The organism is Cellulomonas fimi (genome assembly GCF_028583725.1).
Lineage (GTDB): Bacteria > Actinomycetota > Actinomycetes > Actinomycetales > Cellulomonadaceae > Cellulomonas > Cellulomonas fimi_B.
The window spans coordinates 372083-390432 of the sequence record NZ_CP110680.1; the positions used below are offsets into that span (position 1 = coordinate 372083).

At 75.3% G+C, this 18350-nt stretch carries 17 protein-coding genes; 7 read left to right on the plus strand and 10 right to left on the minus strand.

The window, feature by feature from the left end:
• Window positions 1–22: 22 nt before the first annotated feature.
• On the plus strand, window positions 23–1018 hold the full coding sequence (locus OOT42_RS01710) for a cation diffusion facilitator family transporter (protein WP_273653241.1): 996 nt from the start codon (window positions 23–25) through the stop codon (window positions 1016–1018).
• An 84-nt stretch (window positions 1019–1102) separates the two neighbouring features.
• Window positions 1103–2440 carry an ion channel protein gene (locus tag OOT42_RS01715; protein WP_273653242.1) on the plus strand — a complete coding sequence of 446 codons (1338 nt, stop codon included), beginning with the start codon at window positions 1103–1105 and terminating at the stop codon, window positions 2438–2440.
• Here the strand turns inward: OOT42_RS01715 and OOT42_RS01720 are convergent.
• The 3 genes from OOT42_RS01720 to OOT42_RS01730 all read right to left on the minus strand — a co-directional run bounded on the left by OOT42_RS01720 (window position 2391) and on the right by OOT42_RS01730 (window position 4526).
• Window positions 2391–2765 (minus strand): hypothetical protein, encoded by a 375-nt coding sequence (locus OOT42_RS01720; protein WP_273653243.1) that lies wholly within the window; start codon window positions 2763–2765, stop codon window positions 2391–2393. The two genes, OOT42_RS01715 and OOT42_RS01720, sit on opposite strands and share 50 nt — an antisense overlap.
• Window positions 2762–3754, minus strand: coding sequence for an alpha/beta hydrolase (locus tag OOT42_RS01725; protein ID WP_273653244.1), 993 nt, complete (start codon window positions 3752–3754; stop codon window positions 2762–2764). Before OOT42_RS01725 ends, OOT42_RS01720 begins: the two co-directional genes overlap by 4 nt.
• A gap of 115 nt (window positions 3755–3869) precedes the next feature.
• Window positions 3870–4526: a histidine phosphatase family protein gene (locus tag OOT42_RS01730; protein ID WP_273653245.1), complete on the minus strand. Its 657-nt coding sequence runs from the start codon at window positions 4524–4526 to the stop codon at window positions 3870–3872.
• 293 nt (window positions 4527–4819) lie between these two features.
• Here OOT42_RS01730 and clpB point away from each other — a divergent pair, with 293 nt between their 5' ends.
• The 4 genes from clpB to OOT42_RS01750 all read left to right on the plus strand — a co-directional run bounded on the left by clpB (window position 4820) and on the right by OOT42_RS01750 (window position 10093).
• Window positions 4820–7420 carry an ATP-dependent chaperone ClpB gene (clpB, locus tag OOT42_RS01735; protein WP_273653246.1) on the plus strand — a complete coding sequence of 867 codons (2601 nt, stop codon included), beginning with the start codon at window positions 4820–4822 and terminating at the stop codon, window positions 7418–7420.
• A gap of 140 nt (window positions 7421–7560) precedes the next feature.
• Complete coding sequence (locus tag OOT42_RS01740; RefSeq protein WP_273653247.1) at window positions 7561–8202, plus strand: UdgX family uracil-DNA binding protein; 642 nt, start codon at window positions 7561–7563, stop codon at window positions 8200–8202.
• Window positions 8203–8259: 57 nt separating this feature from the next.
• On the plus strand, window positions 8260–9309 hold the full coding sequence (locus tag OOT42_RS01745) for a Gfo/Idh/MocA family protein (protein ID WP_273653248.1): 1050 nt from the start codon (window positions 8260–8262) through the stop codon (window positions 9307–9309).
• A gap of 91 nt (window positions 9310–9400) precedes the next feature.
• Entirely contained in the window at window positions 9401–10093 is a 693-nt protein-coding gene (locus OOT42_RS01750; RefSeq protein WP_273653249.1) for a DedA family protein, read from the plus strand.
• A gap of 12 nt (window positions 10094–10105) precedes the next feature.
• Here the strand turns inward: OOT42_RS01750 and OOT42_RS01755 are convergent, their stop codons facing one another.
• From OOT42_RS01755 to OOT42_RS01765, 3 genes are all read right to left on the minus strand, one after another.
• A complete protein-coding gene (locus OOT42_RS01755) occupies window positions 10106–10666 on the minus strand; it encodes a DUF4190 domain-containing protein (RefSeq protein ID WP_423775949.1) in 561 nt (186 codons plus the stop codon).
• Window positions 10667–10776: 110 nt separating this feature from the next.
• Window positions 10777–11916: a DUF4190 domain-containing protein gene (locus tag OOT42_RS01760; protein WP_273653250.1), complete on the minus strand. Its 1140-nt coding sequence runs from the start codon at window positions 11914–11916 to the stop codon at window positions 10777–10779.
• Window positions 11917–11958: 42 nt separating this feature from the next.
• The gene (locus OOT42_RS01765; protein WP_273653251.1) at window positions 11959–12762 is read right to left on the minus strand and encodes an exodeoxyribonuclease III; all 804 of its coding nucleotides are present in this window, start codon (window positions 12760–12762) and stop codon (window positions 11959–11961) included.
• 233 nt (window positions 12763–12995) lie between these two features.
• Here OOT42_RS01765 and OOT42_RS01770 point away from each other — a divergent pair, with 233 nt between their 5' ends.
• Window positions 12996–13751, plus strand: a complete 756-nt coding sequence (locus OOT42_RS01770) for an SDR family NAD(P)-dependent oxidoreductase (RefSeq protein WP_273653252.1) — start codon at window positions 12996–12998, stop codon at window positions 13749–13751.
• Window positions 13752–13838: 87 nt separating this feature from the next.
• Here OOT42_RS01770 and OOT42_RS01775 read toward each other — a convergent pair whose 3' ends face one another.
• The 4 genes from OOT42_RS01775 to OOT42_RS01790 form a co-directional block, all read right to left on the minus strand.
• Window positions 13839–14027, minus strand: a complete 189-nt coding sequence (locus tag OOT42_RS01775; RefSeq protein ID WP_273653253.1) for a hypothetical protein — start codon at window positions 14025–14027, stop codon at window positions 13839–13841.
• A 15-nt stretch (window positions 14028–14042) separates the two neighbouring features.
• Window positions 14043–14231, minus strand: coding sequence for a hypothetical protein (locus OOT42_RS01780; RefSeq protein ID WP_273653254.1), 189 nt, complete (start codon window positions 14229–14231; stop codon window positions 14043–14045).
• 99 nt (window positions 14232–14330) lie between these two features.
• Window positions 14331–15143 (minus strand): hydrolase, encoded by an 813-nt coding sequence (locus OOT42_RS01785; RefSeq protein WP_273653255.1) that lies wholly within the window; start codon window positions 15141–15143, stop codon window positions 14331–14333.
• Between the two features lie 133 nt (window positions 15144–15276).
• Complete coding sequence (locus OOT42_RS01790) at window positions 15277–18306, minus strand: carboxypeptidase regulatory-like domain-containing protein (RefSeq protein ID WP_273653256.1); 3030 nt, start codon at window positions 18304–18306, stop codon at window positions 15277–15279.
• Window positions 18307–18350: the final 44 nt, after the last annotated feature.

Below are 18350 nucleotides of genomic sequence, written 5' to 3' on the forward strand. Positions count from 1 at the left end.
CGAAGGTGCTAGTCACGGACGCATGACGCGGTCCGGTCCGGACGAGCCGACCGTCGACGTCCTGGGCGTCCCCCGCGACCCCGACGGCGACGGGCACGGCGAGTCCGCGCTGACGGTCGCGATCGCGTTCGGCGCGAACGTGCTCATCGCGATCGCCAAGACCGCGGCCGCGGTGATCACGGGGGCCGCGTCGATGCTCGCCGAGGCCGCGCACTCCTGGGCAGACGCGGGCAACGAGGTCTTCCTGCTCATCGCGCAGCGGCGCGCGGCGAAGCCCGCCGACCCGTCCCACCCGCTCGGGTACGGCCGCGAGGTGTACGTGTGGTCGCTGTTCGCCGCGATCGGCCTGTTCGCCGTCGGGGCGGGCGTCTCGATCACGCACGGCATCCAGGAGCTGTCCCACCCGGAGCCGGCGTCGGACTTCGGCGTCGCCTACGTCGTGCTCGCCGTGTCGCTCGTGCTGGAGGGCGTGTCGTTCGTGCAGGCGTCCCGGCAGGCGAAGCGGGCTGCCGCGCGACGCGACCGCGACCTGCTCGACCACGTCCTCGCGACGTCCGACCCGACGGTGCGCGCGGTCTTCTTCGAGGACGCCGCGGCGATCGTCGGCATCCTCATCGCGACCGGCGGGATCGCGGCGCACCAGGTCACGGGCTCGACCGTGCCGGACGCGATCGGCTCGATCCTCGTCGGGATCCTGCTGGGCGTCGTCGCGATCGTGCTCATCGACCGCAACCGCCGGTTCCTCGTCGGCGAGGCCGTCGACCCGGCCCTGCACGCCGCCGCCGTGCACGCGCTGCTCGCGCTGCCCGAGGTCGCGCGCGTCACGCGGCTGCGCCTCGAGGTCGTGGGCGCCCGGCAGGTGTTCCTCACCGGAGCGGTCGACCTCGACGGCGAGCCGGCCGAGACCGAGGCGTCGCACGTGCTGGCCGCGCTCGAACGGCGGATCGCCCGGACGCCCGGCGTCGTCGGGGCTCTCCTGTCGCTGTCCGAGCCCGAGGAACCGTCGATCCACGACTGACCGCCGGTCATCCGCGAGGGGTGACGCGCACGACGACCCGGCCCGGGGACGCTGGGCGTGGACGCGGGCGGGACGGAGGTGGCGATGACCGAGCCGACGACCGAGTTCCGCGTGCCCGTGCGGCAGCTGCTCGCGCTGGCGATCCCGGCCGCCCTGGTCGGCGTCCTGTGCGGGCTCCTGCTCATCGGGCTCAGCGCGCTCGCGGACGTGGTCGAGGGCTGGCTGTGGGACGACCTGTCGGGTGTCTTCGGGCTCGACCGCGACTCGCCCGTCTGGATCGTCGTGGTCCTCACGCTCACCGGCCTGCTCGTGGGGCTCGTCATCCGGTTCGCGCCCGGGCACGCCGGCCCGGACCCCGCGTCGGCCGGGCTCGTCGAGCCGCCGCTGCCGCCCCGGGTGCTGCCCGGGCTCGCGCTCGCGATGGTCCTCATGCTCGCGGGCGGCGTGAGCCTCGGTCCGGAGAACCCGATCATGGCGATCAACGCCGCGCTCGTGGTGTGGATCGGCGCGCGCGTCGCGGGACGCGTCGGGGTCCCGCAGTGGATGGCCCTGTCGACCGCCGGGACGCTCGGCGCGATGTTCGGCACGCCGCTCGCGGCCGCCCTGATGTTCAGCGAGCTCGACCCGGGGGACCGGCGCATCCCGCTGTGGGACCGGCTGTTCGCGCCGCTCGTCTCCGCCGCGACCGGCGCGCTCACGATGCTGCTCCTGTCCGACCTCGACTTCGCGATGGACGTGCCGGCCTACCCGGGGATCCAGGTCACGGACCTCGCGGTCGCCGTCGCGGTGTCGCTCGGCGCCGCCGCGCTCGGGCTGGCCGCGTCGTACGTCTTCACACCCCTGCACCGGCTCGTGCACCGCGTCCGGCAGCCGGTCCTGCTGCTCACGCTCGGCGGCCTGGTCCTGGGGCTCCTCGGTGCCCTCGGCGGCCCGATCACGCTGTTCAAGGGCCTCGAGCAGATGAAGCAGCTGCCCGGCCTGGTCGGCGAGACGACGGCGCTCGGCTTCCTCGCGTTCGCGCTGATCAAGCTCGTCGCCCTGCTGGTCGCGTCGAGCGTCGGGTTCCGGGGCGGCCGGATCTTCCCCGCGACGTTCGTCGGCGTCGCGCTGGGCTACGCCGTGGCCGTCGCGTTCCCGTCGGTCCCGACCGCGCTCGCGGTGGGCTCGGCGACCGTCGGCATCATCGTCGCCGCGACGCGCAGCGGGTGGCTGAGCATCTTCCTCGTCGTCGCGATCATCCCGCAGGCCACGCTCATCCCGCCCCTGCTGTTCGCGACGCTCGCCGCGTGGCTGCTCGTCACCAACCGCCCCGAGCTGCGCGCCGCCCCGCTCGACGAGCCGACACCCGCCGAGTCCGCCGCCGGGGTACCGCTCACCCCGCCGGACGCCCCCGACGAGCAGGGCTCGCCCCGTCGCTCCTGACCTCCGGCGGCGCGGGGTCGGCGCCGTCGCCCGCCCGCCAGGCGACGACCGCCGCCGTCACCGCCGTGCCGAGGGTGCGCGTGCGGTCACGTGCGCGGTACGGCGACGACGACCCCGCCGCGAGCGGCGCCGAGTCCTGGACGCGCGCCGCGAGCCGCGTCAGCGCCGCTCGCCCCTCGTGCTCGTACGCGTCCCGCTCGCCGTCCGTCAGGACGATCAGCAGCGAGCCGCTCACCGGTCCCTGGCTCACGTGCACGTCGAGCAGCAGCGACCCGTCCGACTCGAGCAGGAACCAGGACCACCGCTCGTGGTCGAGGACCTTCACGACGCCTCCGGGCGACCGCCCGTCACGCGGTCGAGGAAGTCGACGACCTCCGTGAGGTAGCGCTCGCGGGCCGGCGCCGGCGACAGCGCCAGGTCGTGCGCACCGCCGGGCACCTCGACGAACGTCACGTCCGGGCCGAGCCGCGGGGCGAGCGCGCGGATGTGCGCGACGTCGAGCACCGAGTCCGTCGTGAGCAGCGCGTCGTGCTCACGGTCGTCCGGTCCGGACGCGTCGGACGCCAGCACCAGCACGGGGACCTGGATGTCGAGACCGTGCGCGACCCGCCGGTGCCCCGCCCGGATCGCGCGGACGAACCCCGCCCGCGCCGGGAAGCCGTCGTGCGGCTTCCACGTGAGGTCGAAGTCCCACTCGCCGCCGGTCTCGCTGTGCAGCGCGCGCCCGTAGTGCGGCGCGATGTGCCCGACGACGACGTCCGGTGCGACCCGCCCGACGACGCGCAGCGCCTGCGTGAGCGCGTGTCGCTCGAACCACGACCCCCGGAGGTCGAGCCACGGGCTGTTGAGCACGACCGCGTCGACCGCGCCCGCCCGCCCGTTCGCCCACAGCGCCGCGACGAGCCCGCCCGTCGAGTGCCCGAGCAGCGACACCGACGCGTACCGCTCGCGCAGCAGCCGCACCGCGGCGTCGATCTCCTCCGCGTACACCGAGAGCTCGCGCGTGTCGTTCGGGACCCGGCCGTCGTGGATCGACCGCCCGTAGTCACGTAGGTCCAGCCCGTGCAGGTCGTACCCGTGCTGCGCGAGGGCTTCGGCGACGTGCGGGTGGAAGAAGTAGTCGACGAACCCGTGCAGGTAGAGCACCGCCCGCTCGCGCCGCGGCCCGTCGGCGCCCAGCGCACCCGCGGGGCTGACGAGGGTCGCGACGGGGTCGACGCCGCGGGTGGACCGGTGGTCGGGTGCGAGCGGGATCGTCCGCGCGGTCCATCCGTCGCCGAGCACGTCGGGCACGTCGATGACGTCGTCGTCCATGCGCGCGATCCTGCCACCCGCCGGTCCTCGACCGGCGTCCCACGCCGACCCGGTCCTGGTGACCGCTGACCGTGCCGGAGCGGCACTCAGGACCGGGTCGAGCGGCAGATCGTGGTCAGGCGACCGACGGGACCGGGGTGGGGGTGCGCATCGGTCGGGCGGCGATGTGGCCCTGGTTCGCCACGTCGACGGCGAGGCTCGTGATGCGGGCGGTGCCGTCGGGGTCGACCTCGACCGTCGAGACGGACGCGTTCGGCAGCGGCACGAGGCCGACCTCGTCGACGGTGGCCAGGTAGGCGCCCAGCGTGAGGCCGTGGCCGACGACGAGCACGTCCCCGTCGTCGTGCTGGGCGGCGATGCGGGCGAACACGTCACGGGTGCGGTCCATGAACTCGGCGGCGTGCTCGCCGCCGGGCAGACCGGGGTGGCGCCCGGCGAGGACCTCGGTGACCAGGTCGGGCCACGCGACGACCTCGTCGAGCACGCTCTCGGGCTTCTGCTCGTAGATGCCGAACGCGTACTCCAGCAGTCCGCGGTCGGTCCGCAGCGGCACGCCGTCGTGGTGTCGCAGGAGTTCGACGGCGGTGGCGACGGCCCGGCCGGACGGCGAGGACCAGGCGGCGGTGAACGGGGTGTCGGCGAGGTGGCGGGCGGTGGTTCGCACGCCCGCGCGGCCGTCGCGCGTCAGGGGGGAGTCGCAGCGTCCCTGCAGGATGCGGCGGGCGTTGAAGTGGGTGCGCCCGTGCCGGACGAGCGTCATGGTGAGGGTCATCGGTGCCCTGCTCTCTCTTCGGTGTCGCTCCCGACGCTAGGCACACGACGTGTCGCCGCGACGACGGCAACATGACGCCCGGGCGACGGTTCGCCCGTCGGACGGCGCCCTCGCCGGTGCCGAACGCAACATCAGACCCGTCTCCGGCCGGTGATGCGGACCTGGTGTTGCGTTCGACGGGGCGGGGCGCCGACGCCTCAACGTGGGGTGGCGGCGAGAGTTGAGTGGAATAGACTCAACTTTGGTCGATGTTGAGTCGGGCAGACCCCGATCCCGTCCGGACAGGAGAACCCGTGGACGCCAAGTTCACCACCCGTTCGCAGGAGGCCCTCGGCGACGCCATCCAGCAGGCGTCGGCGGCCGGCAACCCCCAGCTCGAGCCCGCGCACGTCCTCAACGCCCTGCTCCAGCAGGAGGGCGGGGTCGCGAACGCCCTGCTCGACGCCGTCGGCGCGGACCGCGCCGCACTCGGCCGCTCGGTCCGGTCGACGCTCGTCGGCCTGCCGTCGTCGGCGGGCCAGACGGTCGCGCAGCCGTCCGCGTCGCGCGCGACCGCCGCCGCGCTGGAGGCCGCGTCCGCCGAGGCGCGCTCGCTCGGCGACGACTACGTCTCGACCGAGCACCTGCTGCTGGGCCTCGCCGCGGGGCAGTCCGGCGTGGCCGACGCGCTGCGCTCCGCCGGCGCGAGCCGTGACGCGCTCGCGGCCGCGCTGCCCAACGTGCGCGGCAACAGCCGCGTGACGAGCCCCAACCCCGAGGGCACGTTCAAGGCCCTGGAGCAGTACGGCATCGACCTCACGCAGCGTGCCCGGGACGGCAAGCTCGACCCGGTCATCGGGCGCGACTCGGAGATCCGCCGCGTCATCCAGGTCCTCAGCCGGCGCACCAAGAACAACCCCGTGCTCATCGGCGAGCCCGGCGTCGGCAAGACGGCCGTCGTCGAGGGGCTCGCGCAGCGCATCGTCGCGGGCGACGTGCCGGAGTCCCTGCGGGGCAAGCGGCTCGTCAGCCTCGACCTCGCGGCGATGGTCGCGGGCGCGAAGTACCGCGGCGAGTTCGAGGAGCGGCTCAAGGCCGTCCTCGCCGAGATCACCGGCGCCGAGGGGCAGGTCGTCACGTTCATCGACGAGCTGCACACCGTCGTCGGCGCGGGCGCCGGGTCCGAGGGCGCGATGGACGCGGGCAACATGCTCAAGCCGATGCTGGCCCGCGGCGAGCTGCGCCTGGTGGGTGCGACGACGCTCGACGAGTACCGCGAGCGCATCGAGAAGGACCCCGCCCTGGAGCGCCGGTTCCAGCAGGTCTTCGTCGGTGAGCCGTCCGTCGAGGACACCGTTGCGATCCTGCGCGGGCTCAAGGAGCGGTACGAGGCGCACCACAAGGTCACGATCTCCGACGCCGCGCTCGTCGCCGCCGCGACGCTGTCCGACCGGTACATCACCGGGCGCCAGCTGCCCGACAAGGCGATCGACCTCGTCGACGAGGCCGCGTCGCGCCTGCGCATGGAGCTCGACTCCTCGCCCGTCGAGATCGACGAGCTGCAGCGTGCGGTGACGCGTCTGGAGATGGAGGAGGTCGTCCTGCAGGAGTCGGACGACCCCGCGTCGCTCGACCGCCTGGAGCGGCTGCGCAAGGACCTCGCCGACCGTCGCGAGGACCTCGCGTCGCTCACCGCGCGCTGGGAGAAGGAGAAGGCCGGCCACAACCTCGTCGGTGACCTGAAGGCGCGGCTCGACACGCTGCGCACCGACGCCGAGCGGCTGCTCCGCGAGGGCTCGCTGGAGGCCGCGGCGCGGATCCAGTACGGCGAGATCCCCGCGCTGGAGCGCGAGATCGCCGCCGCCGAGGAGTCGGAGGAGGCCACGGACGAGGCGCTCGCACCCGAGGGCACGCCGATGATCGCCGACAAGGTCGGCCCCGACGAGGTCGCCGAGGTCGTCGCCGCGTGGACGGGCATCCCCGCGGGCCGGCTGCTGGAGGGCGAGACCGCGAAGCTGCTGCGCATGGAGGACGTGCTCGGCGAGCGGCTCATCGGCCAGCGCACCGCCGTCGCGGCCGTGTCCGACGCGGTCCGCCGCGCGCGGGCCGGCATCTCCGACCCCGACCGTCCGACCGGCTCGTTCCTGTTCCTCGGGCCGACCGGCGTCGGCAAGACGGAGCTCGCCAAGGCGCTCGCGGACTTCCTCTTCGACGACGAGCGGGCCATGGTCCGCATCGACATGTCGGAGTACTCCGAGAAGCACTCGGTCGCACGGCTCGTCGGCGCGCCCCCCGGGTACGTCGGGTACGAGGAGGGCGGTCAGCTCACCGAGGCCGTCCGCCGCCGGCCGTACTCGGTCGTGCTGCTCGACGAGGTCGAGAAGGCGCACCCGGAGGTCTTCGACGTGCTGCTCCAGGTGCTCGACGACGGCCGTCTGACGGACGGCCAGGGCCGCACGGTCGACTTCCGCAACGTCATCCTCGTGCTGACGTCGAACCTCGGGTCGCAGTTCCTCGTCGACCCGCTGCTGTCGGCCGACGCGAAGAAGGACGCCGTGATGGGCGCCGTGCGGACGGCGTTCAAGCCCGAGTTCCTCAACCGGCTGGACGACGTGGTGCTGTTCGACCCGCTGTCGCTCGACGAGATCGGGCACATCGTCGAGCTGCAGGTCGCGGCGCTCGCCCGCCGGCTCGCGGACCGTCGGCTCACGCTCGACGTCACGCCCGCCGCGCGCGAGTGGCTGGCCCTGGAGGGGTACGACCCCGCGTACGGCGCGCGGCCGCTGCGGCGGCTCGTGCAGCGCGAGATCGGCGACCGGCTGGCCCGCTCGCTGCTCTCCGGCGAGGTGCACGACGGCCAGACCGTCCGCGTCGACCGCGACGGCGACACGCTCACGGTGTCGTCCGCGGCCTGAGCCCGGCGGTCGGGCACCGCACCGACGTGCCCGGTCCTGTCGCGCGGCAGGACCGGGCGCCGTCGTGCGGGGAGCCCCGCCCAGCGCGACGCTGGAGGGGTGCGAAGACGCCGCACGGTCGTCCGACGACGGAGGTCGACGTGGCCCGACCGGATCCCGACCGCCCCGGAGCCGAGCAGTGGGTGCCCGACGACGCCGACGTGGACGCCCTGGCAGCTGCGGCGCCCGCGTGCCGGGGGTGCGAGCTGTGGGCGCCCGCGACGCAGGTCGTCTTCTCGACCGGCTCGCCGACCGCGCGGCTCGTGCTCGTCGGCGAGCAGCCCGGCGACCGCGAGGACCGCGAGGGCGAGCCGTTCGTCGGGCCCGCCGGGCGGATCCTCGACGAGGCGCTGGGCGAGGCCGGGATCGCGCGCGACGACGTCTACCTGACGAACGCCGTCAAGCACTTCCGGTTCGTCGAGCGCGGCCCGCGCCGCATCCACAAGACCCCGGCCGTGGCACACATCCGCGCGTGCCTGCCGTGGCTCACCGCCGAGCTCGCCGCCGTCCGGCCGCGCGTCGTCGTCGCGCTCGGCGCGACCGCCGCGCGCGCGGTGCTCGGCCGCGACGTCACCGTCGGCGAGGTGCGCGGGCGGGTGCTCGACGAGACCGACGCCCGCGTGGTCGTCACGTCGCACCCGTCGTCGGTCCTGCGCCTGCGCGAGAAGGCGGAGCGGACCGCTGCGCTCGCCGCGCTCGTCGCCGACCTGCGCACCGCGTCCGACGCGACGTCGACACCCTGACGCGTCCGACCGTGGGCTGCGCCTGCCCCGTCCGCGCGCGTCTGGCACGCTGGCTCGATGCCCGCCGACCTGCACCTCCCCGACCCGCGCACGCCCGACCCCGCCGACGCCCCGCGGCTGCGCTGGGGCATCCTCGCGCCCGGCTACATCGCCGGTCGCTGGGCGACGGCCGTCCGCGAGCACAGCCGGCAGCACCTCGTCGCGGCCGGGTCGCGGTCCGTCGAGCGGGCGCAGGCGTTCGCCGACGAGCACGGGATCGAGCGCGCGCACGGGTCGTACGAGGCGCTTGTCGGGGACCCCGGGATCGACGCGGTCTACGTCGCGAGCCCGCACAGCCACCACCACGAGCAGGCGCTCCTCGCGTTGCGCGCGGGCAAGCACGTGCTCGTCGAGAAGGCGTTCACGCGCAACGCCGCCGAGGCGCGCGACCTCGTCGACGCGGCCCGCGAGGCCGGCGTGCTGCTCATGGAGGCGATGTGGACGCGGTACCTGCCGCACACCGACGTGCTGCGGCAGCTCCTCGACGACGGTGCGCTGGGCGACGTCCACCGCGTCACGGGCGACTTCGCGGTCCGGGCCGACGTCGACCCGACGCACCGGCTCGTCGACCCGGCGCTCGCGGGCGGCGTGCTGCTCGACCTCGGGGTGTACCCCGTCGCGTTCGCGTCGTTCGTCGCGCGGCACGCGGGCCTCGGCGTCGCGCCGTCGACCGTGCAGGCGTCGGGGTCGCTCACGTCCACGGGTGTCGACGCGCAGGTCAGCCTGCAGGTCGCGTACGGCGCCGCGCAGGCGCAGCTGTTCACGTCGATGCTCACCGCGACCGGCCAGACCACCACGGTGCACGGCTCCGCGGGCCACGTCGCGGTCGACGAGTCCGCCTACCTGCCGTCCGCGCTCACGGTGACGGTCGGCGAGCGCACCGCCCGCTGGGACGCCAACCGCGTCACCGGGTACGGCGGCCTCGCGTTCCAGGCGGCAGCGTTCGCGACGTACGTCGCCGAGGGGCGGACGGACTCCCCGCTGCTCCCGCTCGCCGAGACGGTCCGGATCCTCGAGACGACCGACGAGGCCCGCCGCCAGCTCGGCGTCGTCTACCCGGGGGAGTGACGCACGGCCCCGCGACGGGTGCGACCGATGTCACGTCCGCCCAGGTCGGCCCGCCGCGCGCACGCGCTGGACGGATGACAGCATCGGACCGATGAGGTCCCCCCTGCACCTGGCCGCCGCCGGAATCGGACCGCATGCGAGCCTCGGTGCCGCCACGTCGGAGGCCGAGCTCACCGGTCTCGTCGGGTGGGTCGTGTCGGTCATCGCCACGCTGGGGCCGATCGGCGTGGGTCTGCTCGTCGCGCTCGAGAACGTCTTCCCGCCGCTGCCGTCCGAGGTCGTGCTGCCCGTCGCCGGGTACGTCGCGAGCCAGGGGCAGATGTCGCTCGTGTGGGCGATCGTCGCCTCGACGCTCGGCTCGCTGATCGGGGCGTGGGTGCTCTACGCGATCGGTGCGAGCGTCGGGCGGGTGCGGCTGCGGCGCTGGCTCGGCAAGGTCCCGCTCGTCGAGGTCGAGGACCTGGACCGGTCCGAGCAGTGGTTCGTGCGCCACGGCGGCGCCGCGGTCCTGGTCGGCCGGTGCGTGCCCGTCGTCCGCAGCCTCGTGTCGATCCCGGCGGGCGTCGAGCGGATGCCGCTCGTGCGGTTCAGCGTCTTCACTCTCATCGGGTCGGGCGTATGGAACGCGGGCCTGATCCTCGCGGGGTACGCGCTCGGGGACCGGTGGGAGGACATCGGGCGGTACAGCGACTGGCTCAACTGGCTCGTGTACGCGATCCTCGCGTGGCTCGTCGGGCGGTTCGTCTGGACGCGCACGCGCCGGCGCCGGACCGTCCCGGACTGACGGACGCGCCTGTCAGGGGAGCGTCGCGGAGCCGTCGAGGAACGAGCCCGTGACGCCGCCGCCGTCGACGACCGCGAGGCACAGGCCCCGACGGTCGCCGCGCGACCAGCCCTGCTCCGTCGGCGACCACGTGACCGGCCGGACGCCCGCCGCTGTCTCGTCCTCGTCGAGCACGCACGCCCGCGCGACCCGCGCGTCGGCCGCCTGCTGACCGGGCCACACCGCGTCCTGCGCGAAGTCGAACTCCGTGACGACCTGCGCCTCGTGCTCCTGCGCGCACGGCACGACGCGCACCACGTCGACCGTGCCGTCGTCGGGGAGCTCCGCGATGCACGTGCCCGTCACGAGCTGTACGGCGTGCGCGTCGCGCGCCGACCCGACGTCACCCGGCAGCGGACGGGTCGCCTGCGCGTTCACGAACCCGACGACGACTGCCACGACGACGCCGAGCGTGCCCAGCGCCCCGAGGACGATCCCGGCGACGGCCAGCCCGCGCCCGCGCGTCCCCCGCGAGGACGTGCGGCGCAGCGCGACGATCCCGAGGACGAGCGCGAGCGGCGCCAGCAGCAGCACGCCCGCGGCGAGCGCCCAGGCCGCGAGCGGCTCGCGCGGAGGGCGGGCGTCCTCCCAGCCCGCGGCGTAGTACGGCTCGGGGTAGTCCTCCCCCTGCCCGAGCGGCTCGTTCAGGAGCCGACCCCCTGCCCCGCGACCTGCACGTCACCCGTGACGATCGAGCCCGTGAGGTTCGACTCGTCCGCGGTGTACGTGCAGAGCGCCGTCGACCCGCCGGGCGTGTCGAAGTCGTCCGGGTGCGGGAAGTAGACGTCCGGGAACCCGCCGACGTCGAACAGGCCGGGCGCCCGGGAGTCGATCGCGGTGAAGCACACGTCGACGGCCGCGTCGTAGGACGGGTCGTCCACGTCGTCGACGACCGGGCCGTCGAGCTGGACCTGCGTGACGATCTCGGTGCTGTGCGGCTCGGAGCACGGGACGACGTCCGCGTCGCTCATGTCGTACTGGTTCGGGTACTCGGAGAGGCACGTCCCCGGCGGCAGGTCGGTGCGCAGCTGCCAGTACCCCAGCTCGTCGGACGCGTCCGGACCCGCCTGGCCCTCGTCGACCGTCTCGCCGAGGTCCTCGAGCGCGGACTGCACGTTCTGGTCGGTGGCGACGCGCGCGAAGAAGATGATCCCCACGACGACGGTGAGGACGATCGTGAGGGTCCCGATGGCCCCGATGACGATCCCCGCGATCGCGAGGCCGCGGCCGTCCTGCCCGGTCCGCCGGATGCGGCGGAGGGACGCGATGCCCAGGCCCAGGCCGACGGGGGACAGCAGGCCCGCGGTCAGCAGCAGGCCGCCCGCGCTCGTCGCGAGGGACGCGACCGCGAGGCCGTCGGTCGAACGGGCCGGTGCCCCGTAGCCGGGCTGCTGCGGGTAGCCGGGCTGTGGCTGGCCGTACGCCGCGCCCTGCCCGTAGCCGGGCTGCTGGCCGTACGCGGGGGGCTGCCCGTAGCCGGGCTGCTGGCCGTACGCCGAGGGCTGGTCGTAGCCCTGCTGGCCGTACGCCGGCTGGCCGACCGGCGGCTGCCCGACCGGCGGCTGCCCGACCGGCGGCTGCCCGTACCCGGCCTGACCGTACGGCGGCGGCGTGGGTGCTCCGGCGGGCGGCTGCGGCGCCGCGGGGGCCGCGGCGCTCGGCACGGCCTCGTACCCGCTCGGCGGGGGCGGCAGCGGCTGCGTCGGCTCGGGGGCGGCCTTCGGGTCACGCGGCGCGGCGAAGGGGTCGTGCTCGGGCGTCGGCCCGCCCGGCTCGTTGCTCATGGCCGCAACCTAGCCGACGCCGCCGACGTGCGGATCCCCCGCTCAGGGGGTCGTGCGGTCGGCGATGTCGAGGACGACGGGGACGTGGTCGGAGGGCGCCTTGCCCTTGCGCTCGTCGCGCACGATCGTGACGCCGGTGACCCGCGCCGCGAGCGCCGGCGAGGCGTACGTGAGGTCGATGCGCATGCCCTGGTTCCGGGGGAACCGGAGCTGCTGGTAGTCCCAGTAGGTGTAGGTGTGCTCGGCGGGCACGTGCGCGCGGGACACCTCGGTGAGCCCGGCATCGGCGAGCGCGGTGAACGCGGCGCGCTCGGCGGGCGTGACGTGCGTGCGGCCCGCGAACCAGGCGGGGTCCCAGACGTCGGTGTCGAGCGGGGCGATGTTCCAGTCCCCGACGAGCGCGACGGGCAGCTCCGGGTCGGCGGCGAGCCACCCGGCGGCGGCGTCGCGCAGCCGCGCGAGCCAGTCGAGCTTGTAGACGTAGTGCGGGTCGTCGATCTCCCGGCCGTTGGGCACGTAGAGGCTCCAGACGCGGACGCCGCCGCACGTCGCGCCGAGAGCCCGGGCCTCCGCGACGGCCGGGTCGCCCCACGTCGGCATGCCCGGGAAGCCGACCTCGACGTCCTCGATCCCGACGCGTGACACGATCGCGACGCCGTTCCACTGGCTGAACCCGGCGGTCGCGACCTGGTAGCCGAGCGCCTCGAACGGCTCGCGGGGGAATTGCTCGTCCTTGCACTTGGTCTCCTGCAGCGCGAGGACGTCGACGCCGCTCCGCTCGACGAAGGACACGGCACGCTCGGTGCGGGCGCGGATCGAGTTGATGTTCCAGGTGGCCAGACGCATGGACGGCGACGTTACCGGCCCCGGCCGACAGCCCGGACCCGTCGCGCGGGTCGGCCGCGGGGACGCCCGGCCGGCGGTCGTTGGACCGGGTGGGTGTCGACCGGACGGACGAAAAGGACGTACGGGCTGTTCGCGGGGCGAAGCGCCTCGATACCGTTCGGCCAGCGACGCCGGGGCCAGGAACGGGCCCCGGACGGCGGGCACCCCGCCACGGGCGGGTCAGGGAGGACGACGTGGGCGAAGGGCTGAAGGGGCGACGGGCGCTCGTCACGGGCGGCGCCAGCGGGATCGGTCGCGCGGTCGCCGTGGCGCTCGCGCGGGCCGGGGCCGACGTGGCGGTCACGCACCTGTCGCACGACCCGTCGCAGGTCGTCGCGGAGATCGAGGAGGAGGGCCGGTCGGCGACGGCGGTCCAGGTCGACGCGCGGCACTCGTGGGACGTCGACAAGGCGGTCAGCACGGCGGCCGCGGCGCTGGGCGGCGGGATCGACCTGCTGGTGAACAACGTCGGCGGCATCGTGGAGCGGCGCACGCTCGCGGCGATGGACGACGCGCACTGGCACCACGTGCTCGACCTCAACCTGTCGTCCGTCTTCTACGCGACGCGCGCGGCCCTGTCGGTGATGCCGGACGGCGGCCGCGTGGTGAGCATCGGCGCGCAGGCGGCACGCAGCGGCGGCGGGACGGGCATGGTCGCGTACACGACCGCGAAGGCCGCGCTCGAGGGCTTCACGCGGGCGCTCGCGCGCGAGCTCGGTCCGCGTCGCATCACGGTCAACGCGGTCGCGCCGGGGTTCGTCGCGCACACCCCGTTCCACGCGACGCACACGCCGGAGCCCGCGCAGCGTGCGGCGATCTCGGCCGCGGCGGTCGGCCGGGCGGGCATCCCCGACGACGTGGCGGAGGCCGTCCTGTACCTGGTGTCCGACGGCGCCGCGTTCGTCACGGGCACGGTGCTCGACGTGAACGGCGGCGCGTACTTCACCTGATCCGCGCGCCGACCCGCCGCCGGACGCGGACGCCCGGCGCGGCCGACGAGCCGGACGCCGGCTGCGCCCCGGCGACGACGAGCTCGCTCAGGCGAGCGCGCGGCGGGCGCGTCGACCCGTGGACTCGACGAGGCGCAGGCCGCGCGACACGAGCGTCGGTCCACCCTGCGCGTGCTCGACGCGGGACGCGATCTTCCCGGCCACGCCCGCGACGACGGGCACGACGACGGCGGCGATCAGGACGGTGCGCACGCGGCGCAGCAGGAAGGCCCACATGGCGGCTCCTTCGGGTCAGTCGGGCGGCTCCCCGGCCGACGTCGTCGGGCCCAGGTCGCCTCGGTCGGGCACGCCCGGCGCGTCGGGTGCGGGCGGCGCGTCGCTCGGCAGCGGGTCCTCCTCGCGACGTGGGTCGTCGGGCGCGAGGTCGTCGAAGACGGGCGAGTCCGGCACGCGACCGGGGTCGGGGATCGGGTTGCTCATGGGTGCTCCCTCTTCCTGGGAGCGGCCGTGCGGTCGCTCCGCCGGGGTGGCGGGCGACCGCCCTCCTCGACCGTATGTCGGCGACGCGCGGAGCGCGCGTCAGGTGAGGTCGTCGAAGTCCCCGCGGGTCCAGGCGGCGTGCCGTTCGGCGGACCGCTGGACGACGGCGAGGGCGTCGGCCGGGATGACGCCGTCGAAGTTGTTGTAGAGCCGGTCGAACGGGCGCCGTGCGACGTGCGCCGCGACGCGGAGCGCGACCGTGCCGGACAGCGGGATGCGGTTGGGGTAGGAGCGCATGAACGCCGCCGTGCGGTCGGGGTTGGCGAAGATCGTGTCGCCCGACAGCAGCACGCCGCGGCCCTCGGCCCCCGCGGCCCAGTGCACGACCGCGCTGCCGGGGAAGTGCCCGCCGGGCTGCGACAGCACGACGCCGGGCAGCACCTCGCGCTCGCCCTCCCACGTCTCGACCACGGCGTCGGGACGCTGGACCCAGCCCGCGTCGGCCGCGGACACCAGCACGGGCACGCCGCCGAGCGCACGGCTCCACTCGACCTGCACGCCGAACATGTGCGGGTGCGACGCCGCGACGGCGACCACGTCCCCGAGCGCCCGGACCGCCGCGACGGCGGCGTCGTCGACGAAGCCGAGCGGGTCCCACAGCAGCATCCCGGCGGGCGTGCGCAGCAGCTTCGACTCCTGCGAGATCCCGACGCCGGGCGCGACGGTCAGCCCGAACAGGTCGGGCTCGAGCTCGCGGACCGCGACGCCGTGGCCCTCGGCCTGCAGCGCGTCGAGCGTCGTCCACTCCTGCCCGGTCACGGGCACCCACTGCCGCTCGTCGGCGCAGATGGGGCACACGTCGGACCGTGCGGCGCTCTCCACCGCGCACGTCCGGCAGATCCACCACGTCATCGTCGTCTCCTCCACCGCCCGCGGCGCGCACGGCCGCGGGTCCGCCGCCCATGCTGCCGTGGACCACCCACGACGAGGGAGGGGTCACCGAGCCGTGCCCGGTGACCCCTCCCGTCGTCGTGCGACGCGTCCGTCAGGACACGGGCGCGACCTTCGGGCACGTGAAGCCGCGCGGCGGGGCCACGTACACGAACGGCACGGCCTTCGACGTGCCGCCCGCCGTGGTGACCCGCACCTCGGCCTTCCCGGCGGCGTGCGCGGGGACCCGCACCGCGACCGCGGTGTCGCTCACGACGCTGACCTTCGCGGCGGGCGTCGACCCGAAGGTCACCGCCGTCGTGCCCCGCAGGTTCCGGCCCACGAGCAGCACGGTCGTGCCGCCCGCGGTGCAGGCGACGGGGGGCAGCGCGGCCGTGAGGACGGGCTTGGCCGCGGGGGCGGTGACGACCTGCGCGACCGACGTGGTCGACGACAGGTACGTCGCGTCGCCCGCGTAGGTCGCCGTGACCGTGTGCGTGCCCGCGGCCGGGGCCGCGACGGTGAGCGTCGCGACGCCGTCGACGAGGGCCACGGTCTGCGCGGGACCCGACCCGACGGCGAACCGCACGTCGCCCGTGGGGGTGCCTGACGGGCTGCTCACGGTGGCCGTGAACGTGACCGGTGCGCCCGACGGCACCGACGGTGCCGACGAGGCGAGCGCCGTGACCGTCCCGACCTGCTCGTACGCGAACTGCGCGGCGCCGTCGCTCGCACCCTGCCCGGTCGTCACGACCACGGCCGCGGGCCCCGCCGGGTGCGCGGGCGCGGTCGCCCGGATCCGGGTCGGGGACTCGACGACCACGTCGATCGCCGGGACGCCGCCGAACGTGACGACGGGCGTGCCGACGAAGCCGGACCCGGTGAGGACGACGTCGGTCCCGCCGAGGACGCTGCCCGTCGCGGGGTCGACGGACGCGACGGTCGGCGGCACGGGCTCCGGGTCGGGGGTCGTGTCGACCTCGAAGGGGAGCTCGACGAGCCGCTGGTCGTACACGGCGTCGCCGACGTGGCGGACGGTCAGCGCGGACGGCACGCCGTCGGAGCCCCACGCCAGGTCCGGCACGGTGAACGTGACGTCGGCGTGCCCCGTGGCGTCGAGCAGCGCGTCGCCGAGGAAGCCCGCGGGCCCGTGGACCTCGACGGCACCCGTCGGGACGCCCTGCGCGCCCGTGACGGTCACGGAGACGGTGGCCTTCCGGCCGACGACGCCCGTCGCCGACGCGACCGTCGCGGTCAGCTCGCTCTCGGCCGTGCCGCGCGGCGGGACGACCAGGTGGAGGCCGTCGACGGTCTCGCCGAGCGCGACGTCGACGGGCACCGCCCTGCTGCGCTGCTGCGTGCCGGTGCCGCCGTCGTAGTACGTCGTGACGCCGTCGTACATCGACGGCTCGCCGCGCGACTCGGCGACGACCCGCAGCACCCACTGGCCGGGGGTGAGGCGGTCGAACGTGAAGGCGCCGTCCAGGACCGATCCCCACACGGTGCCGTCGTAGGTCAGCGCGGGGTCGGACGCGAACATCTCGGCGGTGACCGGGTCGCCGCCCGGCGTCGTCGCCGTGCCGGTGATCGTGGCGCCCGGGAGCAGCCGGAGGTCACCGACCGGGGTGTCGTCGCCCGCGGTGACGGCGACGGTCTGCGCGTCGGCGCCCGACGCGACGCCGGGGTGGAACGTCACGATCCCCTCGTCGCCCTGCGCGCGGACCTGGTACTCGCCGGTGGGCAGGCCGCGGACGACGAACGTGCCGTCCGTCCCCGCGGACGCGCTCTGGACGAACTGCTCGCCGTCGAGCACGTGGACGTACCCGCCGACGGGCGTGCCGTCGAGGCCGAGGAGCCGGCCCGAGACGGTGCCGCCGACGGGCATGGTGACGTCGGCGTCGACGCACGTGCCCGCGTCGAGCGCGAAGACGGTGGCGCCGTCGAGGTCGGTCGAGCCCGGGTGGTAGCCGGCGACGAGGTCGCTGCCCCACTTCTCGACGCGCAGCACGTAGTCGCCGGCGGGCGCGTCGGTGAGGCGGAACGTGCCGTCGGGGCCGGTCGAGCCGTACGTGCCGGACCCGCCCGCGGTGGACGTCAGGCTGACGCTCGCGCCGCTCACGGGCGTGCCCTGCGCGTCGCGCACGGTGCCCGTCAGGCACACGCCCTGCTCGAGCGACGCGTCGACGCCGCTCACACCGTCGGCGTCGACCTCGACGGGGGTCGCGTCCTCCCAGCGGTGCGCGCCGTCGTGGTACTCGCTGAGCAGCCCGGACGACGCGGGCGGCCGGAAGCCGACCGTGTACGCGCCGGGGGTGAGGCCGCTGACCGAGTACGTGCCGTCGGCGGCGGTCGTCGCCCAGCCGGACGCGCCCGTGCTCGACGAGGCGGACACGGAGACGCCGGCGACGGGCGCGCCGTCGGGGCCGACCACGGTGCCGCGGATCGCGGTCCCGGTGGGCAGGTCGATGTCGCCGAGCGCGGTCGTCTCGCCCGCGACGAGGGTCACGGTGCCCGCCTGCTGACGGTCCTGGGTCCCGGGCCACCACGTCGCGAGGTGGCCGCCGCCCGAGGGCCCGGACACCTGGACGGTGTGGGGGCCGGCGGGCGCCTTGAGGCGGAACGTGCCGTCGAGCCACGTGCCGCCGTACGCGGACGACTGGATCGAGCCCGCCGGGGCGACCTGCACGAACGCCGACGTCACGGGCTGCCCGCCGGACACGACGCGGCCCGCGACGTACGCGGCCGTCTGCAGGACGGTCGTGCCGACGACGGTCGTCGTGCCGGGCGCGACGGTGAAGGTCGTCGCCGTCCAGGGACGGTCGCCGCCGTGGTAGCCGCCGAGCAGCGGCCCGTCCCACGGTGCGACGACCTCGACGACGTAGGTGCCGGCCGGGACGTCCGCGAGCGTGTACGCGCCCGTGTCGTCGGTCGTCGTCGACAGGCCGGCCGGCGGGCCGTTCGGCGCGAGGAGCTGGACGGTGGTCGAGACGACGGGTGCGCCGGCCGTGTCGGCGACCTGACCGGTGAGGGTCCCCGTGGTCGTCCCGGCCGTGGCGGCGGTCGCCAGCCCGGTGAGCGTGAGGAGGGCGGCGAGGGCGAGCGCGAGGGCCCGGGACGCCGTGCGGGTGGGGGTTCGGACGGGCATGGCCTCTCCAGGGATCGGACGCACGTCGTCGGCGTCAGGCCGGA

What these genes read in the sequence shown, in the direction of transcription:
- OOT42_RS01710 (WP_273653241.1), top strand. Translation starts at nt 23, where the DNA reads ATGACGCGGTCCGGTCCGGACGAGCCGACCGTCGACGTCCTGGGCGTC.
- OOT42_RS01715 (WP_273653242.1), top strand. Translation starts at nt 1,103, where the DNA reads ATGACCGAGCCGACGACCGAGTTCCGCGTGCCCGTGCGGCAGCTGCTC.
- OOT42_RS01725 (WP_273653244.1), bottom strand. Translation starts at nt 3,754, where the DNA reads ATGGACGACGACGTCATCGACGTGCCCGACGTGCTCGGCGACGGATGG.
- OOT42_RS01730 (WP_273653245.1), bottom strand. Translation starts at nt 4,526, where the DNA reads ATGACCCTCACCATGACGCTCGTCCGGCACGGGCGCACCCACTTCAAC.
- OOT42_RS01745 (WP_273653248.1), top strand. Translation starts at nt 8,260, where the DNA reads ATGCCCGCCGACCTGCACCTCCCCGACCCGCGCACGCCCGACCCCGCC.
- OOT42_RS01750 (WP_273653249.1), top strand. Translation starts at nt 9,401, where the DNA reads ATGAGGTCCCCCCTGCACCTGGCCGCCGCCGGAATCGGACCGCATGCG.
- OOT42_RS01760 (WP_273653250.1), bottom strand. Translation starts at nt 11,916, where the DNA reads ATGAGCAACGAGCCGGGCGGGCCGACGCCCGAGCACGACCCCTTCGCC.
- OOT42_RS01765 (WP_273653251.1), bottom strand. Translation starts at nt 12,762, where the DNA reads ATGCGTCTGGCCACCTGGAACATCAACTCGATCCGCGCCCGCACCGAG.
- OOT42_RS01775 (WP_273653253.1), bottom strand. Translation starts at nt 14,027, where the DNA reads ATGTGGGCCTTCCTGCTGCGCCGCGTGCGCACCGTCCTGATCGCCGCC.
- OOT42_RS01780 (WP_273653254.1), bottom strand. Translation starts at nt 14,231, where the DNA reads ATGAGCAACCCGATCCCCGACCCCGGTCGCGTGCCGGACTCGCCCGTC.
- OOT42_RS01785 (WP_273653255.1), bottom strand. Translation starts at nt 15,143, where the DNA reads ATGACGTGGTGGATCTGCCGGACGTGCGCGGTGGAGAGCGCCGCACGG.
- OOT42_RS01790 (WP_273653256.1), bottom strand. Translation starts at nt 18,306, where the DNA reads ATGCCCGTCCGAACCCCCACCCGCACGGCGTCCCGGGCCCTCGCGCTC.